A 23,750-nucleotide genomic window follows, 5' to 3' on the forward strand; every position below is an offset into this window, starting at 1 on the left:
CAAAAACGCGGCCTCCAGCAGTTGCCGGGTGTAGGCATGCTGGGGGTTGGCGAAGATCGCGGGTGCATCTCCCTGTTCAACCGCCTGCCCGTGTTTTACCACCATCAGTTGGTGACTCAACGCCTTGACCACCGCCAGGTCGTGGCTGATGAACAGGTAGGTCAGGTTGTACTTGGCCTGCAGGTTGCGCAGCAGTTCCACCACCTGGCGCTGCACGGTACGGTCGAGGGCCGAGGTCGGCTCGTCCAGCAGAATCAGCCGGGGCTTGAGCACCAGGGCGCGGGCAATAGCGATGCGCTGGCGTTGGCCGCCGGAAAATTCGTGGGGGTAGCGATTGCGGGTTTCCGGGTCCAGGCCCACTTCCTTCAGCGCGGCGATAATCGCCGCTTCCTGCTCGGCGGCAGTGCCCATCTTGTGGATACGCAGGCCTTCGCCGACGATCTCGCTCACGCACATGCGCGGGCTCAGGCTGCCGAACGGGTCCTGGAACACCACCTGCATTTCCCGGCGCAGCGGGCGCACCTGTTGCTGGCTGAGCTTGTCCATCTGATGGCCTTCGAAGCGAATGCCACCCTTGCTCGCAATCAGCCGCAAAATTGCCAGGCCCAGGGTGGATTTGCCCGAGCCGCTTTCACCGACGATGCCCAGCGTCTGGCCCTGGGGCAGGCTGAAGTTGATGCCATCCACCGCCTTGACGTAATCGACGGTATTGCGCAGGAAGCCTTTCTTGATCGGGAACCAGACCTTCAGGTCATCGACTTCCAGCAACGGTGGGCCGACTTCATTGGTGGCGGGGCCGCCGCTGGGTTCCGCTGCCAGCAGCTCCTGGGTGTAAGGGTGCTGCGGCGCCTGGAACAGGCTTTCGCATTCGGCCTGCTCGACGATGCAGCCTTTTTGCATCACGCATACCCGGTGGGCAATGCGCCTTACCAGGTTCAAGTCGTGGCTGATCAACAGCAACGCCATGCCCAGGCGCGCCTGCAATTCCTTGAGCAGCTCCAGGATCTTCAGCTGCACGGTGACGTCGAGTGCCGTGGTCGGTTCGTCGGCGATCAGCAGTTCCGGCTCATTGGCCAGGGCCATGGCGATCATCACCCGCTGGCGCTGGCCGCCGGACAGCTCGTGGGGCAGCGCCTTGAGGCGTTTGTGGGGCTCGGGGATGCCCACCAGTTCCAGCAACTCCAGGGTGCGTTTGGTGGCCACCTTGCCGGTAAGCCCCTTGTGCAGGCCGAGCACTTCGTTGATCTGCTTCTCGATGGAGTGCAGCGGGTTCAACGAGGTCATCGGCTCCTGGAAAATCATCGCAATCCGGTTGCCGCGGATATGCCGGATGGTCTTTTCCTTCAGGGTCAGCAAATCGTGGTTGGCGTACTGGATCGTGCCCGACGGGTGACGTGCCAGCGGGTAGGGCAGCAGGCGCAATATCGAGTGCGCCGTGACCGACTTGCCCGAGCCGCTTTCGCCCACCAGTGCCAGGGTTTCGCCGCGCTTGATATCGAAGCTGACGTTGTTCACCACCCGCTGGTGGCTGTTGCCTACGACGAACTCGACGGAGAGGTCGCGGACTTCGATCAGATTGTCCTGATTCATCTCATTTCCTCGGGTCGAATGCATCGCGAGCGGACTCGCCGATAAACACCAGCAGACTCAACATGATCGCCAGCACGGCAAACGCACTCATGCCCAGCCACGGCGCCTGCAGGTTGGATTTGCCCTGGGCCACCAGTTCACCCAGGGACGGCGAGCCGGCCGGCAGGCCAAAACCCAGGAAGTCCAGCGCGGTGAGGGTGCCGATCGCGCCGGTCAGGATGAACGGCATGAAGGTCATGGTGGAGACCATGGCGTTGGGCAGGATATGGCGGAACATGATCGCGCCGTTCTGCATCCCCAGCGCCCGCGCCGCCCGCACATATTCCAGGTTACGCCCGCGCAGGAACTCGGCGCGCACCACGTCCACCAGGCTCATCCAGGAAAACAGCAGCATGATCCCCAGCAGCCACCAGAAGTTGGGTTGCACGAAGCTGGCGAGGATGATCAGCAGATACAGCACCGGCAAGCCGGACCAGATTTCCAGGAAACGCTGGCCGGCCAGGTCGACCCAACCACCGTAGAAGCCCTGCAACGCGCCGGCGATCACGCCGATGATCGAGCTGAGCACGGTGAGCGTCAGGGCAAACAGCACGGAAATCCTGAAGCCGTAGATCACCCGCGCCAGCACATCGCGGCCCTGGTCATCGGTGCCCAGCAGGTTGTCCCGTGACGGCGGGGCGGGGGCCGGAACTTTCAGGTCGTAGTTGATGCTCTGGTAGCTGTACGGAATCGGCGCCCACAACGTCCACGCGTCCTTGGCCTTGAGCAGCTCCTGGATATACGGGCTCTTGTAGTTGGCTTCCAGCGGGAATTCGCCGCCGAAGGTGGTCTCGGGGTAGCGCTTGAGCGCCGGGAAATACCAGTCGCCGTCGTAGTGCACCGCCAGCGGCTTGTCGTTGGCGATCAGCTCGGCGCCCAGGCTCAGGCCGAACAGGATCAAAAACAGCCACAGCGACCACCAGCCACGCTTGTTGGCCTTGAAACGCTCGAACCGGCGACGATTGAGGGGGGATAGATTCATCTCAATGCTCCCGGCTGGCGAAGTCGATGCGCGGATCGACCAGGGTGTAGGTGAGGTCGCCGATCAGCTTCACCACCAATCCCAGCAGGGTGAAGATAAACAGGGTGCCGAACACCACCGGGTAGTCGCGGTTGATCGCCGCTTCAAAGCTCATCAGGCCCAGCCCGTCGAGGGAGAAGATCACTTCCACCAGCAACGAACCGGTGAAGAAAATGCCGATGAAGGCCGACGGGAAGCCGGCAATCACCAGCAGCATCGCGTTGCGAAACACATGGCCGTACAGCACGCGGTGGTTGGTCAGGCCCTTGGCCTTGGCGGTGACCACGTACTGCTTGTTGATCTCGTCGAGGAAACTGTTTTTGGTCAGCAGGGTCATGGTGGCGAAGTTGCCGATCACCAGGGCGGTCACCGGCAGGGCAAGGTGCCAGAAGTAATCGAGGACCTTGCCGCCCCAGCTCAACTCGTCAAAGTTGTTGGACGTGAGCCCGCGTAACGGAAACCAGTCGAAGTAACTGCCGCCGGCGAACACCACGATCAGCAGGATCGCAAACAGGAACGCCGGGATCGCGTAGCCGACGATGATCGCCGAGCTGGTCCACACGTCGAAGTGGCTGCCGTGCCGCGTAGCCTTGGCGATCCCCAGGGGGATCGACACCAGGTACATGATCAGGGTGCTCCATAATCCGAGGGAGATGGACACCGGCATCTTTTCCTTGATCAGGTCGATGACCTTCGCATCGCGAAAGAAGCTGTCGCCAAAATCCAGCCGGGCGTAGTTCTTGACCATGATCCACAAGCGTTCCGGCGCCGACTTGTCGAAGCCGTACATCTTCTCGATTTCCTTCACCAGCGCCGGGTCCAGGCCCTGGGCGCCGCGGTAGCTGGAACCGGCCACCGAGACTTCGGCGCCGCCCCCGGCAATCCGGCTGGTGGCGCCTTCAAAGCCTTCGAGCTTGGCGATCATCTGCTCCACCGGGCCACCCGGGGCGGCCTGGATGATCACAAAGTTGATCAGCAAAATGCCGAACAGGGTCGGGATGATCAGCAGCAGTCGACGAAAAATATAGGCCAGCATCTCAGTCGCCCCCGCTCGCCGGATCGGCGCTCTGGTTGGTGTCCACGGTTATCGCAGGTTTCACGTCGGGTTTGCTCCACCAGGTGGCGGTGCCGACGTCATACCGTGGCGAGACCTTCGGATGGCCGAGGTGGTCCCAATACGCCACGCGGAAGGTCTTGATGTGCCAGTTGGGGATCACGTAGTAGCCGAACTGCAGCACGCGGTCGAGGGCCTTGGCGTGGGCCACCAGGCTCTTGCGCGAGTCGGAGTCGATGAGTTCTTCCACCAACTGGTCGATGGCCGGGTCTTTCAGGCCGATGTAGTTGCGGCTGCCGGGCTTGTCGGCGCTGGATGACTTCCAGTACTCGCGCTGCTCGTTACCGGGCGATGAGGATTGCGGGAAGCTGCCCACCACCATGTCGAAGTCCCGCGAACGGATGCGGTTGATGTACTGCGAGATGTCGACCCGGCGAATCACCAGGTCGATCCCCAGGTCTGCCAGGTTGCGCTTGAACGGCAACAGGATGCGTTCGAACTCGGTCTGTGCCAGCAGGAACTCGATGGTCACGGGCTTGCCGGTGGTGTCGACCATCTTGTCGTCGACGATCTTCCAGCCGGCCTCTTGCAGCAGTTGATAGGCCTCGCGCTGCTGGGTGCGGATCATGCCGCTGGCGTCGGTCTTCGATGGCTCGAAGGCTTCGGTAAACACCTGGGGCGGGATCTTGTCCCGCAGCGGTTCAAGAATCGCCAGCTCATCCGGGCCGGGCAGGCCGGTGGCGGCCATCTCGGAGTTTTCGAAATAGCTGCGGCTGCGGGTGTAGGCGCCGTTGAACAGTTGCTTGTTGCTCCATTCAAAGTCCAGCAACAGGCTGATGGCCTTGCGCACCCGCACATCCTGGAACATCGGTTTGCGGGTGTTGAACACGAAGCCCTGCATGCCGGTGGGGTTGCCGTTGGGGATTTCTTCCTTGATCAGGCGGCCCTGGGTGACGGCGGGGGTGTTGTAGGCATTGGCCCAGTTTTTCGCGCTGATTTCCAGCCAGTAATCGAACTGCCCGGCCTTGAGGGCTTCGAGGGCCACGGTGTTGTCGCGGTAGTAATCGGTGACCCGGTAATCGAAGTTGTAGAAACCCTTGTTGATCGGCAGGTCCTTGGCCCAGTAGTCCTTGACCCGCTCGTAGCGGACCGAGCGCCCGGCCTTGACCTCGGCCACCTTGTACGGGCCGCTGCCCAGCGGAATCTCCAGGTTGCCCTTGGAGAAGTCGCGGCCCTCCCAGTAATGCTTGGGCAACACTGTCAGTTGCCCAAGGATCAGCGGCAGTTCGCGGTTGTTGGTGCGCTTGAACTTGAACAGCACCCGCAGCGGGTCTTCGGCGATCACTTCGTCGACATCCGCGTAGTAGGTCTTGAAGATCGGCGAGCCGTCCTTCATCAGCGTCTGGAAGCTGAACACCACGTCTTCGGCACGGATCGGGTGGCCGTCGTGGAAGCGCGCTTCGGGGCGGATGTAGAAGCGCACCCAGCTGTTGTCCGGGGCCTTTTCGATCTTGCCGGCCACCAGCCCGTATTCGGTGATGGGTTCGTCCAGGCTTTGCTGGGCGAGGGTGTCGTAGATCAGGCCGATATCATCTGCCGGCACGCCCTTGCTGATGAATGGGTTGAGGCTGTCGAAGCTGCCCATGCTGGATACGCGGAAGGTGCCACCCTTGGGGGCATCCGGATTTACGTAGTCGACGTGTTTGAAATCGGCGGGGTACTTGGGCGGTTCGTTGTAGAGGGTCAGGGCATGTTGCGGGGCCGCATTGGCCGCGGCGCAAAACAGCAGGCTGCCAAGGATCGCAGTACGCAAAGGTATCATTGGGCTTTCTCCGAAGCTTTCAGCCACCATGCGCTCAGGCCCAGGCTGTAGGGCGGCGTGGTGACGAAGGCGAACCGGTTGCGGTACGCCAGGCGATGATAGTTGAGGTACCAGTTGGGAATACTGTAGTGCTGCCACAGCAGGACGCGGTCCAGCGCCCGGCCGGCGGCCAACTGTTCTTCACGGGTTTGCGCCGCCAGCAGTTGGTCCAGCAGGTGGTCGACCACCGGGTTGGCGATGCCTGCGTAATTCTTGCTGCCCTTGATCCCCGCCTGGCTGGAGTGGAAATACTGCCACTGCTCAAGGCCGGGGCTGAGGGTCTGGTTGAGGGTCATCAGAATCATGTCGAAGTCGAACTGATCGAGGCGTTGTTTGTACTGTGCGCGGTCTACCGTGCGCAAGCGGGCATCGACCCCGATGCTTGTCAGATTCTCGACATAGGGCTGCAGGATGCGCTCCAGGTTCGGGTTCACCAGCAGAATCTCCAGCCTCAGCGGCTGCCCGTCACTGTTGAGCAAGCGTTGCCCGGACAGCTTCCAGCCGGCGTCCGCCAACAATGCGAGGGCGCGGCGCATCGTGTCGCGAGGAATGCCGCGACCGTCGGTCTGGGGCAGGCTGAAGGGCTGGGTAAACAGGTTGGCCGGCAGTTGGTCGCGATAGGGCGACAGCATCAGCCACTCATGGCCGGTCGGCACGCCGGTAGCGGAGAATTCGCTGTTGGGGTAATAGCTGAGGCTGCGTTTATAGGCGCCGCTGAACAGGGTGCGGTTGGTCCACTCGAAATCGAACATCAGCCCCAACGCTTCGCGGACCTTGGCCTGGCTGAAGGCCGGGCGCCGGCTGTTCATGAACAGGCCCTGGCTCTGGGTCGGTATCTGGTGGGCGATCTGCGCCTTGATCACATCGCCGCGGTTGACCGCCGGGAAGTTGTAGCCATTGGCCCAGTTTTTCGCCTGGTGCTCGATATAGATATCGAACTCGCCGGCCTTGAACGCTTCGAAGGCCACGTCGCTGTCGCGGTAGAACTCCACCTCGACCTTGTCGTAGTTATACAAACCACGGTTGACCGCCAGGTCCTTGCCCCAGTAATCCTTGACCCGCTCGAACACCAGTTGTCGCCCGGGGCTGACCTTGCTGATGCGGTAAGGCCCGCTGCCCAGCGGCGGTTCGAACGTGGTGGCCTTGAAGTCGCGGTTTTTCCAGTAATGCTGGGGCAATACCGGTAGCTCGCCCAGGCGCAGGATCAGCAACGGGTTGCCGGCGCGCTTGAACACAAAACGAATGCGATGCCGGTTAAGAATGTCGACCCGGGCCACTTCCTGCAGGTTGGTGCGGTACTGCGGGTGGCCTTCGGTCAGCAGCGTGCGATAGGAAAACGCCACGTCGTAGGCGGTGATCGGCTTGCCATCGTGAAACCGCGCTTCAGGGCGCAGGTTGAACACTACCCAACTACGGTCCTCGCTGTATTCCACCGATTGGGCAATCAGGCCGTAACTGGAAGTCGGTTCATCGCCGGACGGGGCATATTGGCCGGTGCCGACCATCAACGGCTCATTGAGCTCGTTAACCCCATATTGCAGGAAATTGGCGGTGGAAACCGGGCTGGAACCCTTGAAGGTGTACGGGTTGAGGGTGTCGAACGTGCCAAACGCCATGACCCGCAAGGTGCCGCCCTTGGGCGCTGCGGGGTTTACCCAGTCGAAGTGGGTGAATTTGGCCGGGTACTTGAGCGTGCCGAACTGCGCATAACCGTGGCTCTCGGTAATGGTCGCGTTCGCGGAAAAGCTCAAGGCCAGACTTATTAGTAGAAGGAGGGGACGCTTCAAGTCAGGGATCCGATCCAGGCGGCTTGGGCTTTATGAACCGTACAGTAACAGCTTGTTCCGATTGGAAAAAGGCTGGCGCCGCAGGAGGGAGACTACAGGCTTGGATGGGGGTTGGCAGGGTGAAGAACAAAGGGGGAGCTGTTGCCAGTTCCCCCTCGTGTTTGCTGCTTAGCGCGGCCCGGAAACCACCAGCATCTGCCCAGGTTTCAGGGCCTGGCCAGTGCGTGGGTTCCAGCGCTTGAGATGTTGCATCTCGACGTTGAAGCGCTTGGCGACGATGTACAGCGAATCGCCTTTCTTGACCTTGTATTGCACCGGCTTCTTGCTGTCGGCCTTGGCCACCAGCTTGCGGGTGTCCTGCATCACCAGGGTCTGGCCGACCTTGAGCGCCTGCCCGTTGAGCTTGTTCCAGCGCTGCAGGTCATGTACATCGACCTTGTTGGCCTTGGCGATCAGCGTCAGGTTGTCGCCGCTGCGCACCTTGTAGTTGCGGGTGCGACCGGCAATGGCCTTGTGCTCAACGTCGTCGAACACCGGCTTTTTCGGACGCATGCTCAGCAATTCTTCGGGCTTCATCGCCGAAAGGCTGCTGGCCAGCAACTGCGCCTTGGACGTCGGCACCAGCAAATGCTGCGGGCCGTCCAGGGTGGTGCGCTGTTTCAAGGCCGGGTTGAGCTGGAACAGCTCGTCTTCGTCGATCTCGGCCAGCGCGGCGACCCGTGACAGGTCCATGCTGGTCTTGATTTCTACCACTTCGAAGTACGGCGTGTTGGCGATCGGGTTGAGGTTGACGCCATACGCCTCGGGGGCCAGCACCACCTGGGACAGCGCCAGGAACTTGGGCACGTAGTCCTTGGTTTCCTGGGGCAGTGGCAGGTTCCAGTAGTCCGTCGGCAAACCGAGCTTCTCGTTACGCTCGATGGCCCGGCTGACCGTGCCCTCACCGGCGTTGTAAGCCGCCAGGGCCAGCAACCAGTCGCCGTTGAACATGTCATGCAGGCGAGTCAGGTAGTCGAGGGCAGCGGTGGTGGAGGCGGTGATGTCGCGGCGGCCGTCGTAGGCGCGGGTCTGGCGCAGGTTGAAATAGCGCCCGGTGGCGGGAACGAACTGCCACAGGCCGACCGCATCGCTGCGGGAATAGGCCATTGGGTTGTAGGCACTTTCAATCACTGGCAGCAGCGCCAGCTCCAGCGGCATGTTGCGTTCTTCAAGGCGTTCGACGATGTAATGAATGTAGAGGCTGCCGCGTTCGCCGGCGTTCTCGAGGAAGGATGGGTTGCTGGCAAACCACAATCGTTGCTGTTCAATGCGCGGGTTGACGCCTAACCCGTCCTGCAATTGAAAGCCCCGGCGCATGCGTTCCCAGACATCCTGGGGCACTTCCGGGCTTGGCTTCTCTGATAGCCAAAGGGGTTTTTGCTTGATCTTGGCGGTAAGGTTTGGCTTGGGTTGCACGGTGGATTGTGCGGCAAAATGGGTCGATTGGCAGCCCGCCAGAGTAGCGGACACAGCCACCGCCACGGCTTGAGCCAGGCGGGTCAATGCGTCTGAATGGTTGGTTTTACGAATAGATGACGACATTGGCTGGAAGTAAGTTCCGGGCAAAAATGTCGGGCGATTCTAGAAAGCGCGTGGGTTGCGGTCAACCATTCAGAAATTACGTACTAAATTCCGCGCGCTTAGAACGTATCTTTCCACGACCTCAAGCTAGCAAACACCTCACTCCCGGCCCGGTTATCGCGGCCATTCCGTTCGTCCGCTTTTTCTTTAACGGATGTTTCAGAGGTCCGCAGAAAAGGGTTGGTGCGTTTTTCCAGGGCCAAAGTCGAAGGCAATGTTATCTGGCCGTTCGCCCGCAGTTGCCGCACGTTCTCCACCCGTTCGGCGATATCCGCGTTATGCGGTTCCACGGCCTGGGCGAATTTCAGGTTACTTTGTGTGTATTCGTGGGTGCAGTACACCAGCGTGTTGGCCGGCAAGGCCGCCAGGCGCTCCAGTGAGGTGTGCATTTGCTGCGGGGTGCCTTCGAACAGGCGGCCACAACCGGCGGCGAAGAGGGTGTCGCCACAGAACAGCACGCCCTCGTGATAAAAGGCGATGTGCCCCAGGGTATGGCCGGGTACGGCAAACACCTCGAAGTCCCAACCCAGCACGTTGATGCGGTCGTTATCCTGGAGTGCCACGTCCCGCGCCGGGATCTTTTCATTTGCCGGGCCGTAGACCGTGGCGCCTGAAACACTTTTAAGTTGCTCGACGCCGCCGACATGATCATGGTGATGGTGAGTCACCAGGATGTCGCTGAGGGTCCACTCGGGATGCTGCTGGAGCCAGGCCAGCACGGGCGCGGCATCACCGGGATCGACCACCGCGCAGCGCTTGTTCAGCTGATCCTGTAACAACCAGATGTAGTTATCGGTGAAGGCGGGCAGGGCACTGATCTGTATCATTCTTTGATTCGCCAAGCTGAACACATTGGTGCATCTTAGAGCTTCTTGGCGCGTTGGAGAATGCAATGACTGATAAAGCGTTCGCCCAGGCCGATCCCGAGTGGCTGGCACTGATCGGTGCCGCCCGTGAATGGCTGTCCGGGCCTGTCGGGCAATTTTTACTGGATGAAGAACGGCGCATGCTCGAAGACGAGCTGGGTCGGTTCTTTGGTGGTTACCTGGTGCATTACGGGCCGTCGGCACAAACCCCGCCGTCGGCACCCCAGGTGCAACGCAATGTGCGCCTGGGGGCGCCGCTGCCGGGGGTTGAAATCGTCTGCGAGGAGCAGGCCTGGCCGTTGAGCGAGCATGCGGCCGATGTGGTGGTGATGCAGCATGGCCTGGATTTCTGCCTGTCGCCCCACGGTTTGCTGCGCGAAGCGGCCAGCAGCGTGCGCCCTGGTGGCCATTTGCTGATCATTGGCATCAACCCCTGGAGCAGTTGGGGCTTGCGCCATGTGTTCGCCCATGACGGGCTGCGCCAGGCGCGCTGCATCTCGCCGTCGCGAGTCGGCGACTGGTTGAACCTGCTGGGCTTTGCGCTGGAGAAACGCCGCTTCGGGTGCTATCGTCCGCCGCTTGCGTCTGCCAAGTGGCAAGGCCGGCTGGCCGGCTGGGAACGCAGGGCCGGTGCCTGGCAATTGTCCGGCGGGGGTTTCTACCTGTTGGTGGCGCGCAAGATCGTCGTTGGCCTGCGCCCGGTGCGCCAGGTGCGTCGCGAGCCGATGGGCAAGCTGGTGCCGATGCCGATGGCCAAGGTCAATCGCAAGCAGAGCGAACAGTAAACATACCTTTTTGATTTCAGGTCGAGCCTCTCGACCTCGGGCACTTGTCGGTCGATTATCGGCAACCCGCTTTGATGGATCCCGCTTTAATGGACAGTGAAATGACCGATACCGTAGAACTCTTCACCGATGGCGCCTGCAAGGGCAACCCCGGCCCCGGCGGATGGGGCGCCTTGCTGGTGTGCAAGGGCGTGGAGAAGGAACTGTGGGGCGGTGAAGCCAACACCACCAACAACCGTATGGAACTGATGGGCGCGATCCGTGGCCTGGAAGAGCTCAAGCGCCGTTGCGACGTATTGCTGGTGACCGACTCCCAGTACGTGATGAAGGGCATCAACGAGTGGATGGTCAACTGGAAGAAGCGCGGCTGGAAGACTGCGGCCAAGGAGCCGGTGAAAAACGCCGACCTGTGGCAATTGCTCGATGAGCAATGCAATCGCCACAACATCACCTGGAAATGGGTGCGCGGGCACATCGGCCATCCCGGCAACGAGCGGGCCGACCAACTGGCCAACCGCGGTGTGGATGAAGTGCGCGGCACAAACAGAGCTGATGCCGTCTGACGTGTTAAGATCCCGCCCCTTGAAATGTACCAAACCGTTGAGAGCTGAACCCTGATGGCCATCCGATCTGTTGTACTCGATACCGAAACCACCGGCATGCCGGTGACCGACGGACACCGGATCATTGAAATCGGCTGTGTCGAACTGATGGGCCGCCGCCTCACCGGCCGGCACTTCCACGTCTACCTGCAACCGGATCGGGAAAGTGACGAAGGCGCCATCGGCGTCCACGGCATCACCAACGAATTCCTGGTGGGCAAGCCACGGTTTGCCGAAGTGGCGGATGAGTTCTTCGAGTTCATCAACGGCGCGCAACTGATCATCCATAACGCGGCGTTCGACGTTGGCTTCATCAACAACGAATTCGCGCTGATGGGGCAGACCGATCGGGCCGATATCACCCGGCACTGCTCGATCCTCGACACCTTGATGATGGCGCGTGAGCGTCACCCGGGCCAGCGCAACAGCCTCGACGCATTGTGCAAACGCTATGGCGTCGACAACTCCGGCCGTGAACTCCACGGCGCGTTGCTCGACTCCGAGATTCTCGCCGACGTCTACCTGACCATGACCGGTGGCCAGACCAGCCTGTCCCTGGCCGGTAATGCCTCGGACGGCAATGGTTCGGCGGAAGGCTCGGGCAATCGTCCTTCGGAAATCCGCCGCCTGCCAGCGGATCGCCAGCCCACCACGATTATTCGCGCCAGCGAGCAGGACATGGCCGAGCATGCAGCGCGCCTCGAGGCGATCGCCAAGTCTGCCGGCGCACCCGCGCTATGGACCCAATTGACCCAGCAATAACCGTCACCCCAGCGCCAGCCCCTGGCTGGCCCTGATCAGGTCATATGCCTTGCGCGCAATCGGGTTCGCCGTGTTCGGACGGATCCACAGGTAGTACGTGACCTCCGGCATCCTCGGCAATCCATCGTTTTCCCCCAATACCCGCATATCCGGCCCTAGCATCTCCATGCTCCGTGGGGTCACGCCCAGCCCTGCGCGGGTTGCCGCCTTGATCCCGATCAGGTTCGATGCCAGGTACGCCTGGCGCCACGGGATATTCGCCCGTTCCAGCGCCTCAAGGGCGTAGCGCCGATAAATGCTCGGCTCATCCACCAGAATCAATGGCAGCGGCTCGCTTGGCGAGTGAATGTATTGCGCCGAACAAATCCACCACACCGGCGAGGTGCGCAGTGCAAAGCCCTCCAGGTTGGCATCGGCGCGGGTGGAAATCACCATGTCGACCTTGCCCCGGTGCAGGTCATCCATCAGGAACGGGCTGCGCCCGACGTCGATCTCCAGGCGCAGGCGCGGTGCCGAGCGGGCGATGTGGCTGAGGATCGGCGGCAGGATGGTGTCGGCGATGTCGTGGGGCGAGCCGATACGCAGTACGCCGCTGAGGCTGCTTTCCCGCAAGGAATTGAGTGCATCGTCATTCAGCGAGAGCATCTGCCGCGCATGCCGCAACAGCTGCATCCCGGGTTCTGTCAGTTGTTTTTGCCGGCCACGTTTTTCAAACAGGCTGACGCCCACTTGTTGTTCCAGACGCTGCATATGCTGGGTGACGGAAGATTGTGTGCGTGCCAGGTGAGTGCCGGCTTCGGCAAAGCTGTGGTGGTCGACCACGGCGATAAAGGTGCGGAGCAGTTCAAGATCGAGGGTCGACATGGCCATTCCAGGGCGTTTTTATATCAAGGGTGCGAAGATAAACATTACAGATGTTTATGTTTTGTCGCGCTGGGTTTTTACGAGGGCTAATGAATTCGAGTATATGGCCAAAAGTCAGCGCGTCCATATACGGGAAGTTATAACGATATTAGATATTTGAATTTCCGTTAGCCCGGCACTCTCCCTAGCATGCCCCCACATCAGGTCGGGGTACGCCGATCGCTAATGAGGGGAGTTCCATGGGGTTTGTGCGCGCGGCGGTAAAACGAAGGTTGCCTGTGGTCCTGGGCGCGTTGATCGCCCTGGGCGGCAGCGCAGTGGCTCAGGCCGATGCGACCCTGGACAAGATCCAGCAGCGCCATGTGCTAGTGGTCGGCGTGCTGCTGTCTGGCGGGCCGTTTGGCGGCATCGACCCCACCACCCAGAAGCCCAGGGGCTTGAACGTCGACCTGGCCAACGAGCTGGGCCGTCAGTTGGGCGCCGAGGTGCAGCTGGTGCCGGTATTGCCGGCCAACCGTGTGCAGTTCCTGCAACAGGGCAAGGTCGACCTGCTGATCGCCAATATGGAATGGACCGCCGAGCGTGGCGAGATCCTCGGGTTCGTGCCGACGCCGTTCTACAAGATCGGCGGCACTGCTGCCGTACTCAAGGACAGCAAGATCACCCGCTGGGAAGATCTCAAGGACCAGCCGGTGTGCACCTCCCAGGGCAGCAGCTACGTCAAGCCGCTGACCGAACTGGGCGCGCAGATCAAGGCCTTCAAGAGCTCTTCGGAATCCCTGCTGGCCCTGCGCGGCAACAACTGCGTCGCTGCGGTGCATGACTCCACCCTGGTCAACCCGCTGATCAACGACAGCGCCGAATGGAAGGATTACCGCACCCTCAGTCCCGAGCTGAACCCGGCGCCATCGGTAATCTGGACCCGCCGTGGCGAGAGCGACACCCAGGCCAAACTCGACCCCATCGTCAAGGACCTGCACCGCAGCGGCTGGCTGATCGAAGCCCAGACCCGCAACCACATCACCCCGGCGTCCCCGGCGCTGGTGGAGTTGCAGAAACAGTTCAAGGGCGCCTGACACATGACATTGAGAACCCTGACTGCCTTGGGCCTGGCACTGTGCGCCAGCCTGGTCCACGCCGACGCCACCCTCGACAAGATCCAGCAACGCCACGCCATCAGCGTCGGCGTGATCCTCAGCGGTCCGCCGTTCGGCACCATCGACCCCAAGACCGGCGAACACCTGGGCTACAACGTCGAACTGGCCAAGGGCCTGGGCCAGGCGCTGGGTGTGGAGACCAGGACCGTTTCGGTACTGGCGCCCAACCGCGTGCAGTTCCTGCAACAGGGCAAGGTCGACGTGCTGATCGCCAACATGCAGTACACCGACGAACGCGCCGAGATTCTCGACTACGTGCCCACGCCCTATGAAGAGGTCGGCGGCGCGGCGTTGATCCGCAAAGGCGCCGGCATCACCCAGTGGGCCGACCTCAAGGGCAAGCCGGTGTGCGTGTCCCAGGGCAGCAACTTCATCAAGCCGTTGCAGGAAACCTACGGCGCGCAGATCAAGGCGTTCCGCAGCCAGTCCGAATCTTTGCTGTCGTTGCGCGGCAATGGCTGTGTGGCGGCGGTGCACGTCAGCCCGACCATGCACGCGCTGCTCGGCGATGCCGAATGGTCAGGCTACGAGATCCCGTTGCCAGGGGATTTGATCCCATCCAAATCCGTGATCTGGATCCGTAAAGGCGAACACGACACCCAGGCCAGGCTCGACGCCATCGTGCGCGACTGGCATCGCAGCGGCTGGTTGATCGCCCTCGGCGAACGTACCGGCATGGCTCCGTCCCAAGCCCTGCGTGATCTGCACGAGCAGTACAGCCATGAGTGAAGCGCTATTCGCCACCCTGCAACAACTGCTCGGCGCCGCCCATGTGCAGCGCAGCGAAGACGCCGCCCAGTACCTGACCGACAAACAGGGCCGCTACACCGGCCGGGTGATCGCCGTGGTGCACCCGGCCAACACCGAGGAAGTGGCCGCCGTGGTGCGTGCGTGTGTCGCCCTGGAAGCGCCCATCGTGGTCCAGGGCGGCAACACCGGCCTGATGGCGGGTGCCACACCGGATGCCAGCGGCCGCGCGGTATTGTTGCTGCTCGACCGCATGAACCGGGTGCGCGTGATCGATACCGACAACGACACCCTGACCGTCGAAGCCGGCTGCATCCTGCAAAACATCCAGGACGTGGCCCGTGAAGCCGGTCGCCTGTTTCCATTGAGTCTGGGCGCCGAAGGCAGTTGCACCATCGGCGGCAACCTTGGCACCAATGCAGGCGGCACCGCCGTGCTGCGTTATGGCAACACCCGCGAGTTGACCCTGGGCCTGGAAGTGGTGACCGCCGAAGGCGAAATCTGGAATGGCCTGCGAGGGTTGCGCAAGGACAACACCGGCTACGACCTGCGGGATTTGTACGTGGGCAGCGAAGGTACCCTCGGGATTATCACCGCCGCGACCCTGAAGCTGTTCCCGCTGCCCAAGGCCCAGGCGACAGCGCTGCTGGCGTTTGACGAGTTGGCCCAGGCGGTGGCGTTCCTGTCCCATGCCCGCGCCGGTTTTGGTGCAAACCTCACTGCATTCGAATTGCTCAGCGCCGATTGCCTGGCGTTGTTGCGCGAGCAATTTCCCGAGGGCCCGCAACCGTTTCTCAACGCCAGCCAACCCTGGTTTGCCTTGCTGGAGCTGTCGGATAACCACGGTGAAACCCACGCCCGCGAAGCCTTCGAAACGGTCCTCGGTGAAGCCTTCGAACAGTCACTGCTGGCCGACGCACTGATCGCCGAAAGCCTGGCGCAAAGCGAAGCGCTATGGCTGCTGCGGGAGAACATGAGCGAAGCGCAGAAGCGTGCCGGACGCAATATGAAGCACGATATCTCGGTGCCCATTTCGCAAATCGTCGCCTTCGTCGCCCATACCGATGCGCTGTTACAGACGCATTTCCCCGGTGTTCGCAACTTCACGTTCGGGCACCTGGGGGACGGCAACCTGCATTACAACGTGGCCCATCCGCTGGATTCAACGGTCGACGCGCACATGCGCAACTACGCCGAATTGAGCTTGCTGGTACATGACAGCGCCCATGCCCATGGCGGCTCCATCAGCGCCGAACACGGGATTGGCCAGCGCAAGGTCGGCCTGCTGGGCCGCTACAAAAGCCCGGTGGAACTGGACCTGATGCGCCGCATCAAGCGGGCCCTCGACCCGAAAAACCTGCTCAATCCCGGCAAAGTCATTGAGGTGCAGCCATGACCGTTCGGTTGTCCAAGCGGGTGCAGCGCGTATCGCTGTCGGCCAATGCGGCGGCCAAATCCCGCGCCACGGAACTGCGTGACGCCGGCCGCGACATCCTGGACCTGACCACCGGCGAGCCGGATTTCGATACCCCGGAGCACATCAAGCAAGCCGCCTGCGCAGCCATTACTGCGGGCGCCACCAAGTACACGCCGACACCCGGGGTAAAAGCCTTGCGCGTGGCCGTGCAACGAAAACTGGCCGAAGAAAACCACCTGGACTATTCGCTGCCGAATATCGTGATCGCCAACGGCGCGAAACAAATCATCTTCAACGCCTTCGCCGCAACCCTCGACGACGGCGATCAAGTGCTGGTGCCGACGCCTTACTGGCCGTCGTTCCCCGACAGCGTGCGCTTCAACGGTGGCGAGCCGGTTTTTATCGAGTGCGGGCTGGAGCAGGGCTGCAAACTGCTGCCCGCCCAGCTGGAGCAACACATCAATCAACGCACCCGCTGGCTGATCCTTAACGGCCCGGGCAACCCGAGCGGTGCGGTGTATAGCGAGGCTGAACTGCATGCGCTGGCCGAGGTGCTGCGTCGCCATCCCCAGGTGCTGGTGCTGCTGGATGAACTCTACGAACACATCCGCTTCGACGGGCGCCCGGCCCAGAGCCTGCTGAACGTCGCGCCGGATTTGCAGGACCGTTGCCTGCTGGTGGGCGGCGTGTCCAAGACCTACGCCATGACCGGCTGGCGCATCGGTTTCGGCGCCGGGCCGCAGGCCTTGACCCATGCAATGGCGGTTGTTCAGTCGCAATCCACCTCCGGTGCTTCCTCCGTGGGCCAGGCCGCTGCATTGGCTGCATTCACCGGCGGGCTGGGCTTTTTGGCCGAGCAGGTAGCGGCCTATCAACTGCGCCGGGACCTGTTGATGATGGCCCTCGGCACCGTCGAGGGCCTGGAAGTACTCGAACCCCAGGGCGGCTTTTTCGTGTTCGTGCGTTGCGCCGGGTTGCTTGGCCGCTATCGCCCGGACGGTCAGCGCCTGAACGATGATGGCGATGTCGTCGCGTACTTGCTGGAGGAGGGCGTCGCCGGAGTAGCGGGCAGTGCCTACGGCCTGTCGCCGTGGTTTCGCCTGTCCATCGCCACGGCGACCGACAGCGTGGCCGAGGCCGGCCGCCGTATCGCTGTCGCCTGCGGCAAGCTGCGGGGCGTCGAATGAGTCATTGGCTGGAGCTTTTTGTGCACTGGGCGGCCGGTATCGGCCTCAACTACAGCTTTCTGCTGGATGCCTATCAGCGCGGCACCCTGGAGCAGGGCGCGCTGACCACCGTGCTGTTGTGCGTGTTCACCATCGTCGGCAGTTTGCTGGCGGGGATCAGCCTCGCGGCGCTGCTGACTTCGGGCAATCCGTGGCTGGCCAAGCCGGCGCGGGTGTTTATCGAAGTGACCCGCAACACGCCTACGCTGGTTCAGCTGTACTGCGCATTCCTGGTGTTGAACATGCTGCTGACCCAGGCCGTCGGCGCGGCCAACCCGCTGACGCCGTTTGCCTGGGTGGTGATCGTGATCTCGTTGCACAAGGGCGCGTTCCACGCCGAAGCCCTGCGTGCCGGCATCGAGGCGGTACCTTCCGTGACCCTGGAAGCCGCTAGCTCCCTGGCCTTCAGCAGCCGGCAATTGCTGTGGAATGTGCAGTTGCCGTTGGCCCTGCGTTTCGCGCTGCCGTCGCTGATCAACAATCTGATCGACCTGGTGAAAATGACCGCCGTGGCCTCGGCCATCGCCGTGGGCGATATCACCTACGCCTCGATCATGATCTGGACCCAGAGCGACAATGTGCTGGAGCTGATGATTCTGATCCTGAGCTTTTTCGGCTTGCTGAGTTTTACCGTCAATTGTGTGGGGCGCTGGCTGGAAGCGCGCCTGAGGATGCCCGGCTATGGCCATTGATTCATTCCCGGTGCTGTCGGCGTTGCTGCAATGGTCGCCGGCGCTGGTCAGCGGTTTCGGCCAGAACATCCTGATCAGCCTGGTGGCGATTGGTCTCGGCTCGCTGCTGGGCCTGATAGTGGGCGCGTTGGCCCTGTCGCCATTGCGCCTGCTGCGCTTGCCGGCACGAGTCTGGGTGCAGATTTTCCGCAATGCGCCGTGGCTGGTGCTGATCTATTTCACCACCTACGTGTTTCCGTTCGAGATCCATATTGGCAGCAGCTACGTGTCGTTCCCGGACTGGGTCAAGGTGACGATTGGCCTGGCATTGCCGGCCAGCGCCAACGTGGCGGAGATCTTTCGCGGCGCCATCGGCTCGATCCCCAGCACCCAATGGGAAGCGGCGCGCTCACTGGCATTCACCCGCGGCCAGATATTCAGCTCGATCATCCTGCCCCAGTGCTTCAAGCGCATGTTGCCGCCGTGGATGAACCTCTACGCGGTGGTCACCATGGGCACCGCCCTGGCGTCGCTGGTGGGCGTGCACGACGTGATCGACACCGCACAGATCGCCAGCAACACCGTGAACATGACCGGCTTTACCGTGGTGATCTACCTCAGCCTGTTGGTCCTGTTCTTCGCCTACTGCTACCCGATTTCCCGTTTGACCCAACGCCTGGAGCGCCGTTATGCCTTCTATTGAACCCCTGGTCAGCCTGCGGGATTTGCAGCTGTCGTTCGGTGACAACCGGGTGCTCAAGGGCATCGACCTCGACGTGCATCGCGGCCAGGCGGTGTCGATCATCGGCCCGTCGGGCTCGGGCAAGTCGACCATCCTGCGTTGCATCACCGGCCTGTTGCAGCCTCAGCGCGGCACCATTCGCGTGGGCGAAACCCGGGTCGATACGCTGACCCAGGAAGCCCAGCGCATCGAGTTGCGCAAGCGTGTGGGTTTTGTATTCCAGCAATACAACCTGTTCCCGCATTTGTCCGTGCTGGAAAACCTGGTGATCGCCCCGCGCAAGGTGCTCGGTCGCAACCGTGCCGATGCCGAGAAAGATGCCCGGGCGCTGTTGGCCAAGGTGCGCATGGAGCACAAGGCCGATGCCTATCCGGGCCAATTGTCCGGCGGCCAACAGCAGCGGGTGGCGATTGCCCGGGCGTTGGCGATGCGCCCCGAGCTGATCCTGTTCGATGAAGTGACCTCGGCCCTGGACCCGGAAACCGTCGGTGAAGTACTGACGGTGATTCGCGAGCTGACCGAAGAAGGCATGACCTGCGTGCTGGTGACCCACGAAATGCGCTTTGCCGAAGAGATCAGCGACATCGTCTATTTCACCGAGAACGGCGTGATCGTCGAGCACGGCAGCGCCGAGCAGATCTTCCAGCGCCCCACCAGTGAACGGACCCAGGAATTCCTGCGCCATGCCTTGGGCGATCCCGGCCGTCGGCCGCCGATCGCCAACGATCCGTACCTGTTGACCAACCTGAGCCGCTACACCCTGTCCGTCTAACAAGAGGAACCTCGTCATGAGTACCGCAAACCGTGCCGCCGTTATCGAAGACTTCCTGCAGCAGATCCGCGTCATCAACCAGCGTGGCGTAGACCGCGCGGCCCTGGTGGAAATCGTCGGGCTGCTGGAAACCCTGGCCGAGCGCCGGGACCTGTTCAACTTCAGCGAGTTCCCCGCGCCGGTGCCGGGGCAGGGCAGTACCGCGTTCCGCTATCGCCTGAACGACGACGGCGACACGCCCACCCTGTACCTGAACTCGTTGCTGCCGGGCAAAAGCACCCTCCCGCACAACCACGAAACCTGGGCGATCATCAGTGCCGTTGAAGGCCAGGAAATCAACTACGTGTATGGCCGCAACGATGAAGGGCGTGAGGAAGGCTTCACCACCCTGACCCTTGAGAAAGAAGTCGTCGTGCAGCCGGGCACCTCTATCTCGTTCCTCGGTGAAGACCTGCACGGGATTCGCGTTGAGGGTGAGCAGGCGACCTTGCATTTCCACCTGTACGGCTTGCCGCTGGAATCCCTCAACGGCCGTTATGGCGTTGAAGCAGACGGCCGGATCCTCAACTACAACGCCTCGCAGATGGCGCCTTCAATCCGGGCCTATTCCTGAGCACAACACACATCAACTGTGGGAGCGGGCTTGCTCGCGAATGSGGTGKGTCAGCCAATGAATGCGTTTCTGACCCACCNCATTCGCGAGCAAGCCCGCTCCYACAATTAGATCCGCGTTCATCCAGGGTTTTTTATGATTGATCTGTATTACTGGCCTACGGGCAACGGCCTGAAAGTCGGCATCCTGCTGGAAGAGCTCGAGGCGGAGTACCGCCTGATTCCGGTCAACATCCGCGAAGGCGCGCAGAAGCAGGAAAGCTTCCAGCGCATCAGTGCGAATGGGCGGATTCCGGCGATTGTCGACCACCGCCTTGAAGCACCCCTGAGCCTGTTCGAGTCCGGGGCGATCCTGAACTACCTGGCGGACAAGGCCGGGCGCTTCCTGCCGCCCGCCGGCACCGCCGAGCGCCAGAAGGTCCAGGAATGGCTGTTCTGGCAGGTAGGGCATATCACCCCGTACCTGAGCCAGTTGCAGCTGTTCAAGGAGAAGGCCCCGGAACCGATTCCCTTTGCCCTGGACCTGCTGAACGCCGAAGCCACGCGCCTGTATCGGGTGCTGGAGCAGCGCCTGGCCGAGGTGCCGTATGTGGCGGGCGAATATTCGGTGGCCGACATGGCGATTTTCCCGTGGATCCAGCCCCTGCGCCAAGGCCAGGACCTGGCGGACTACCCGAACATCCAGGCCTGGCGTCTGCGCATCAAGGCGCGCCCGGCAGTCCAGCGGGCCTATGCCAAGGGCCGTGAAGTGGCCGCCGGCGAGCGTTCGCTGGCCTTGCAGTAACCCATCTATTTTTTGCGGGACTTCCATGAGCCAGACCATCACACCCGGGCAATTGCAACAATGGCTGTTTGACGGCCAGGAAATCGCCCTGTTCGACGTACGCGAGCACGGCCAATACGGCGAGGCCCACCTGTTTCACGGGGTGAACCTGCCCTATAGCCGCCTGGAACTGGAGGTGCAGCGCCTGGCACCGAATCCCCGGGTGCGCCTGGTGATCTACGACCAGGACGGCGGCGATGTGGCTGCGCGCACGGCACTGCGTTTGCAAGCGCTGGGCTACCGCCATGTGCATGTGCTGGAAGGTGGTGCGAACGCTTGGCAGGCGGCGGGTTTGCAGTTGTTCGCCGGGGTGCATGTGCCGTCGAAAGCCTTTGGCGAATTGGTGGAAGAGGCCAGCCACACACCCCACGTCACCGCGCAGCAACTGGCGGACTGGCAGGCCACGGGCGAGCCGTTGGTGGTGCTGGACGGTCGGCCGTTCGATGAATACCGCAAGATGACCATTCCCGGTTCCATCTGCTGCCCCAATGGTGAGCTGGGCTACCGCGTGCACGACCTGGTGCCGGATGAAACCACGCCGATCGTGGTCAACTGCGCCGGGCGTACCCGCAGCATTATCGGCGCCCAGACGTTGATCAACCTCGGGGTGAAGAACCCGGTTTATGCCCTGGAAAACGGTACCCAGGGTTGGTACCTGGCGGACTTCAAGCTGGAGCATGGCAGCACTCGGCGTTATGCCGACCAGGTCTCGACGGATCTGGGCCGGCAGCGCGAAGCTGCCCGGCAGTTGGCGGAGAGGGCTGGGGTGGTCAGTGTCAAGGCGGAGCAGGTCCGGCAATGGGCGGCGGACCCGGCCCGTAGCCTGTTCCTGTGCGATGTGCGTACCGCTGAAGAATTTGCCGCCGGCAGTTTGCCGGGGGCGCAACACACGCCGGGCGGGCAATTGATCCAGTCCACCGACCTGTACATCGGCGTGCGTCAGGCACGGGTGGTGCTGCTGGACAGTGATGGTGTGCGTGCGCCGATTGTCGCCAGTTGGCTGCGGCAGTTGGGGCATGAGGCGTATGTGCTGGAGGGCGGCGTCCACAGTGGATTGGCGCTGGAGGCCAAGGAGGCCGTGCCCTTTGACGCGCTGCCGCTGATCTCGGTGCAGGCGCTGGCCGATGCGCTGAAGGACGACACCGTGGACCTGGTGGACCTGCGCCCGAGCATGATCCATCGCAAGGGCCGGATTGTCGGTTCGCGCTGGTCGATTCGTTCGCGGTTGACCGCGGGTGGGCGTCCACTGGTGCTGCTGGCTGATGATCCGGCACTGGCCGCTTTTGCTGCGTTGGGCTTGGGCGGCGATGTGCGTTTGCTCGACGGCGGCTATGCCGCGTGGGTTGCGGCCGGTTTGCCGGTGATCGAGGATGCGCAAACGCCTCCGGACAACCAGTGCATCGACTTCCTGTTCTTCACCCACGACCGCCACAGCGGCAACAAGGACGCTGCCCGCCAATATCTCGCCTGGGAAATTGGCCTGTTGGCACAGATGAGCGAAGCGGAAATCGCCAGTCTCAAGCCGTTGTTGCCCGCGTCACGGGTGCGTACCCGGCTGATTCACGCGGCGCGTACCGAAGGCGGCAATGGTGGTCGGGCGGTGAACGTACCGATCACCCGCCTGAGCACCGTGCTGTTCGACAACCTGGCCCAGATGCGTGACGCGCGCTCCCGACGCGACAGTGAGCGGGTCCTGAGTTACGGCGCACGCGGCAATCCCACCGCTTTTGCCCTTGAAGACCTGGTCACCGAACTTGAGGGTGGCTATCGCACACGGCTGTATGGCACCGGGCTCGCCGCCGCGGCGCAGACGTTCCTGGCCTACCTGCGGCCCGGCGACCATGTGTTGATCACCGACGCCGTCTATTCGCCGGTGCGCAAACTGGCCCGGGAGTTCCTCCAGCCATTCGGCATCGAAGTCAGCTATTTCGCCCCGGACGGCAGCGGCCTGGAAGCGCAACTGCAGGCTAACACCAAAATGGTCTACGCCGAGGTGCCGGGTTCGCTGCTGTATGAGCTGTGTGACCTGCCCGCGCTAGCCGCACTGTGCAAGCCGCGGGGCATTCTGCTGGCGGTGGACAACACCTGGGGCTCGGCGTACCTGTACCGCCCGCTGGCGTTGGGTGCCGACATCTCGATCATGGCCTTGACCAAGTACCTTGGCGGCCACAGTGACGTGATGATGGGCAGCGTCTGCACCACCGAAGCGGCATGGCCGGCCCTGGCGAAAATGAGCGATACCTTTGGCAATGCAGTGAGTGCCGACGATGCCTACCTGATCCTGCGTGGCGCACGCACCCTGGCTTCCCGGCTGGACGTGCACGAGCGCCAGGCGTTGAAGATTGCCCAGTGGTTGCAGGCGCAGCCGCAGGTCAGGCGGGTGTTTCATCCGGCACTGGCGGAGCATCCTGGCCACGCGCTGTGGAAGCGTGACTTCAGCGGGAGCAACGGTTTGCTGTCCTTCGAACTCGACCGCGCGGATGCCGGCTACGTCGAACGGTTTATCGACGGCCTGCAGCTGTTTGGCCTGGGCGCATCCTGGGGCGGCTTTGAAAGCCTGGTGACCCTGGCCGATACACAGGATCGCCAGAACGCCGCCGACCGTGGATTGAACCCGGTGGTGCGCCTGCATGTGGGGCTGGAGGATGTGGAGGCGTTGATCGAGGACCTGCAGCTCGGGTTCGTGGCGGCGGGGCGTTGAGCCTCGCACCATGACAATTTGCGTCCGCCCA

The 23,750-nt window shown here is 62.3% G+C and carries 21 protein-coding genes; 13 read left to right on the plus strand and 8 right to left on the minus strand.

Annotated elements, in window-relative coordinates; translation table 11 throughout:
• The 7 genes from JV201_RS12910 to gloB all read right to left on the minus strand — a co-directional run.
• The coding region (locus tag JV201_RS12910) for an ABC transporter ATP-binding protein (protein ID WP_219407029.1) at positions 1 to 1,590 on the minus strand (1,590 nt) is incomplete at its 3' end.
• Position 1,591: 1 nt separating this feature from the next.
• Positions 1,592 to 2,611: an ABC transporter permease gene (locus tag JV201_RS12915; protein WP_008435209.1), complete on the minus strand. Its 1,020-nt coding sequence runs from the start codon at positions 2,609 to 2,611 to the stop codon at positions 1,592 to 1,594.
• Between the two features lies 1 nt (position 2,612).
• Positions 2,613 to 3,686: a microcin C ABC transporter permease YejB gene (locus JV201_RS12920; RefSeq protein ID WP_008435207.1), complete on the minus strand. Its 1,074-nt coding sequence runs from the start codon at positions 3,684 to 3,686 to the stop codon at positions 2,613 to 2,615.
• 1 nt (position 3,687) lies between these two features.
• Entirely contained in the window at positions 3,688 to 5,526 is a 1,839-nt protein-coding gene (locus tag JV201_RS12925) for an extracellular solute-binding protein (protein ID WP_102605660.1), read from the minus strand.
• Positions 5,523 to 7,352 carry an extracellular solute-binding protein gene (locus JV201_RS12930; RefSeq protein ID WP_008435204.1) on the minus strand — a complete coding sequence of 610 codons (1,830 nt, stop codon included), beginning with the start codon at positions 7,350 to 7,352 and terminating at the stop codon, positions 5,523 to 5,525. The genes JV201_RS12925 and JV201_RS12930 overlap by 4 nt, the downstream gene beginning before the upstream one ends.
• 168 nt (positions 7,353 to 7,520) lie before the next feature.
• Entirely contained in the window at positions 7,521 to 8,933 is a 1,413-nt protein-coding gene (locus JV201_RS12935) for a lytic transglycosylase domain-containing protein (protein WP_008435202.1), read from the minus strand.
• A gap of 98 nt (positions 8,934 to 9,031) precedes the next feature.
• On the minus strand, positions 9,032 to 9,799 hold the full coding sequence (gene gloB / locus JV201_RS12940; protein WP_219407030.1) for a hydroxyacylglutathione hydrolase: 768 nt from the start codon (positions 9,797 to 9,799) through the stop codon (positions 9,032 to 9,034).
• Between the two features lie 65 nt (positions 9,800 to 9,864).
• On the opposite strand from gloB, the gene JV201_RS12945 reads away from it, so the two are divergent.
• The 3 genes from JV201_RS12945 to dnaQ all read left to right on the plus strand — a co-directional run bounded on the left by JV201_RS12945 (position 9,865) and on the right by dnaQ (position 11,987).
• On the plus strand, positions 9,865 to 10,623 hold the full coding sequence (locus JV201_RS12945; RefSeq protein ID WP_008435200.1) for a class I SAM-dependent methyltransferase: 759 nt from the start codon (positions 9,865 to 9,867) through the stop codon (positions 10,621 to 10,623).
• 101 nt (positions 10,624 to 10,724) lie between these two features.
• Positions 10,725 to 11,186, plus strand: coding sequence for a ribonuclease HI (gene rnhA / locus JV201_RS12950; RefSeq protein ID WP_219407031.1), 462 nt, complete (start codon positions 10,725 to 10,727; stop codon positions 11,184 to 11,186).
• 60 nt (positions 11,187 to 11,246) lie between these two features.
• A complete protein-coding gene (dnaQ, locus tag JV201_RS12955) occupies positions 11,247 to 11,987 on the plus strand; it encodes a DNA polymerase III subunit epsilon (RefSeq protein ID WP_162835175.1) in 741 nt (246 codons plus the stop codon).
• Positions 11,988 to 11,990: 3 nt separating this feature from the next.
• Here dnaQ and JV201_RS12960 read toward each other — a convergent pair whose 3' ends face one another.
• The gene (locus JV201_RS12960) at positions 11,991 to 12,851 is read right to left on the minus strand and encodes a LysR substrate-binding domain-containing protein (protein WP_003207477.1); all 861 of its coding nucleotides are present in this window, start codon (positions 12,849 to 12,851) and stop codon (positions 11,991 to 11,993) included.
• 239 nt (positions 12,852 to 13,090) lie between these two features.
• Between JV201_RS12960 and JV201_RS12965 the strand changes: the two genes are divergently transcribed.
• The 10 genes from JV201_RS12965 to metC all read left to right on the plus strand — a co-directional run bounded on the left by JV201_RS12965 (position 13,091) and on the right by metC (position 23,719).
• Positions 13,091 to 13,927 (plus strand): transporter substrate-binding domain-containing protein, encoded by an 837-nt coding sequence (locus JV201_RS12965; protein WP_008435195.1) that lies wholly within the window; start codon positions 13,091 to 13,093, stop codon positions 13,925 to 13,927.
• A 3-nt stretch (positions 13,928 to 13,930) separates the two neighbouring features.
• Positions 13,931 to 14,737 carry a transporter substrate-binding domain-containing protein gene (locus tag JV201_RS12970; RefSeq protein ID WP_102605662.1) on the plus strand — a complete coding sequence of 269 codons (807 nt, stop codon included), beginning with the start codon at positions 13,931 to 13,933 and terminating at the stop codon, positions 14,735 to 14,737.
• The gene (locus JV201_RS12975) at positions 14,730 to 16,151 is read left to right on the plus strand and encodes an FAD-binding oxidoreductase (RefSeq protein ID WP_219407032.1); all 1,422 of its coding nucleotides are present in this window, start codon (positions 14,730 to 14,732) and stop codon (positions 16,149 to 16,151) included. The genes JV201_RS12970 and JV201_RS12975 overlap by 8 nt, the downstream gene beginning before the upstream one ends.
• Entirely contained in the window at positions 16,148 to 17,359 is a 1,212-nt protein-coding gene (locus tag JV201_RS12980; protein WP_219407033.1) for an aminotransferase class I/II-fold pyridoxal phosphate-dependent enzyme, read from the plus strand. Before JV201_RS12975 ends, JV201_RS12980 begins: the two co-directional genes overlap by 4 nt.
• Positions 17,356 to 18,090, plus strand: a complete 735-nt coding sequence (locus JV201_RS12985) for an amino acid ABC transporter permease (RefSeq protein ID WP_219407034.1) — start codon at positions 17,356 to 17,358, stop codon at positions 18,088 to 18,090. The genes JV201_RS12980 and JV201_RS12985 overlap by 4 nt, the downstream gene beginning before the upstream one ends.
• Entirely contained in the window at positions 18,080 to 18,772 is a 693-nt protein-coding gene (locus tag JV201_RS12990; RefSeq protein WP_219407035.1) for an amino acid ABC transporter permease, read from the plus strand. The genes JV201_RS12985 and JV201_RS12990 overlap by 11 nt, the downstream gene beginning before the upstream one ends.
• Complete coding sequence (locus tag JV201_RS12995; protein WP_003207489.1) at positions 18,759 to 19,583, plus strand: amino acid ABC transporter ATP-binding protein; 825 nt, start codon at positions 18,759 to 18,761, stop codon at positions 19,581 to 19,583. The genes JV201_RS12990 and JV201_RS12995 overlap by 14 nt, the downstream gene beginning before the upstream one ends.
• Before the next feature lie 16 nt (positions 19,584 to 19,599).
• Positions 19,600 to 20,196, plus strand: a complete 597-nt coding sequence (locus tag JV201_RS13000; RefSeq protein WP_008435185.1) for a cysteine dioxygenase — start codon at positions 19,600 to 19,602, stop codon at positions 20,194 to 20,196.
• Between the two features lie 135 nt (positions 20,197 to 20,331).
• Complete coding sequence (locus JV201_RS13005; RefSeq protein WP_032899376.1) at positions 20,332 to 20,979, plus strand: glutathione S-transferase family protein; 648 nt, start codon at positions 20,332 to 20,334, stop codon at positions 20,977 to 20,979.
• A gap of 25 nt (positions 20,980 to 21,004) precedes the next feature.
• A complete protein-coding gene (gene metC / locus JV201_RS13010) occupies positions 21,005 to 23,719 on the plus strand; it encodes a cystathionine beta-lyase (protein WP_219407036.1) in 2,715 nt (904 codons plus the stop codon).
• Positions 23,720 to 23,750 lie beyond the last annotated feature (31 nt).

It is taken from the genome of Pseudomonas sp. Colony2, from assembly GCF_019382755.1.
Taxonomy (GTDB): Bacteria; Pseudomonadota; Gammaproteobacteria; order Pseudomonadales; family Pseudomonadaceae; genus Aquipseudomonas.